This window comes from Rothia sp. HMSC066G07, assembly GCF_001814485.1.
In the GTDB taxonomy this organism is placed as follows: Bacteria; Actinomycetota; Actinomycetes; order Actinomycetales; family Micrococcaceae; genus Rothia.
This window is the reverse complement of the sequence record NZ_KV816918.1, coordinates 1-1,387: the sequence shown is the minus strand read 5'-3', so window position 1 is coordinate 1,387 and position 1,387 is coordinate 1. Positions and strand designations below refer to the sequence as shown.

1 protein-coding gene is annotated in these 1,387 nt (G+C 46.9%); it reads left to right on the top strand.

Annotated elements, in window-relative coordinates:
• Window positions 1–144 precede the first annotated feature (144 nt).
• On the top strand, window positions 145–1,387 hold a 1,243-nt coding region (locus tag HMPREF2971_RS09180), incomplete at its 3' end, for an ATP-binding cassette domain-containing protein (RefSeq protein ID WP_168165826.1).

Below are 1,387 nucleotides of genomic sequence, written 5' to 3'. Positions count from 1 at the left end.
GTGGGTGTGTGGTGGAGCAAGGAACCTACCGGGAGCTACTGAAGGCAGAGGGAAAGTTTATGGAAATTTTCAAAAATCAGATCTCTGAAGATTCTGCAGGGCGCAAAACTTCCGCTGAAAGGGACTATAAAGATGCGTAAGATTATGGCTAATACTGTTTGGTCCGTGGTTTATGCTTTCAAAAATCACCCCGTATGGACCGTTTCCTATCTAGTGTCTGTTGTGTGCCTATCGCTATTCCCCGCTCTGCAGATGGAGTCTGTCACTAGACTTGTTGAGCATTTGGGCCAGAGCCAGGATGAAGTGCTCCCGCTAGCGCTGGGGGTTAGTTTTGTGCTGGCAGGATACATTGCCCTGGGACAAGCATCAGACTCTCTGCGTATGATTCTAAATTCTCGAATGTCAAGTACAGGTATTCAGAACGTATCTTCTCGTCTGGCGACTTGTTCTTCTCAGGAAATCGCGAGTGGTGATTATGCTCGCTCATCAAGGGCAGCTCATGATGCTGTGACAGGGGGGAGCCTGGGGTCTCAAGTTTCCACTATGGGTGCTCTGATATTCATCATTTTTTCGACGGGAGCCCTTAGTTATTCCGTAGGAAAGATCAATGTATATGCTTCACTCTGCATGCTTGCAGGCATGATTCCTGTTGCCTTGATGTCACATCTCTATTCGAGTAAAAATGCTGAGGCAATGGAAAAAATATATTCATATAGCTACAACGCGTGGCATAGCACTAACCAGATTGCACAAATAACTACTGCTCGTGAGCTTGCAATTCTTGATGCTCGTTCATTCTTTGCGCATCGCGCTAATCAAGAACGGAAAAAATCCGGTGAGGAGGAAATTGGCCTAGCTCGTTACATCCTCAGAATATATACAATTGTTGGTTTTATAAGCGCTGCGCTGCTAGCTTTAGCCCTTATTCTTCTAGCGGCCTCGTTTCCGGCTCCCGGTGTTCTTGCTGGAGCTGTTATAGGTATTACCTCGGCTATAGTCTCGCTTGGCTCGATGGGAAGCGACCTTAGCTCGATGGCAGCGGGGTCAAACGCAATTGATATATATCGAAAGTTTATTTCTAGCGCACAGCCCGGGCAGAAAAATCCGGTTGCCGATACCTACCCCGAAATCTCCAGCGTTTCCATTAGGAATCTTGCTATCCAGTATCCAAAAGCTGATTCTTTAGCTCTTAAAAACATCAATCTCACTTTTGGTCCCGGGCAGATGATTGGTATTGTCGGGCCCAGTGGATCAGGAAAGACAACCCTAGTAAATGCACTCATGGGCATGCTTAAGCCCTCCAAAGGAGACATCCTCATTGGAGGTAAGTCGGTACAGGACATATCACCTGATGACTTGTTGGCAAATGTGGGTTTGGTGAGTCAAG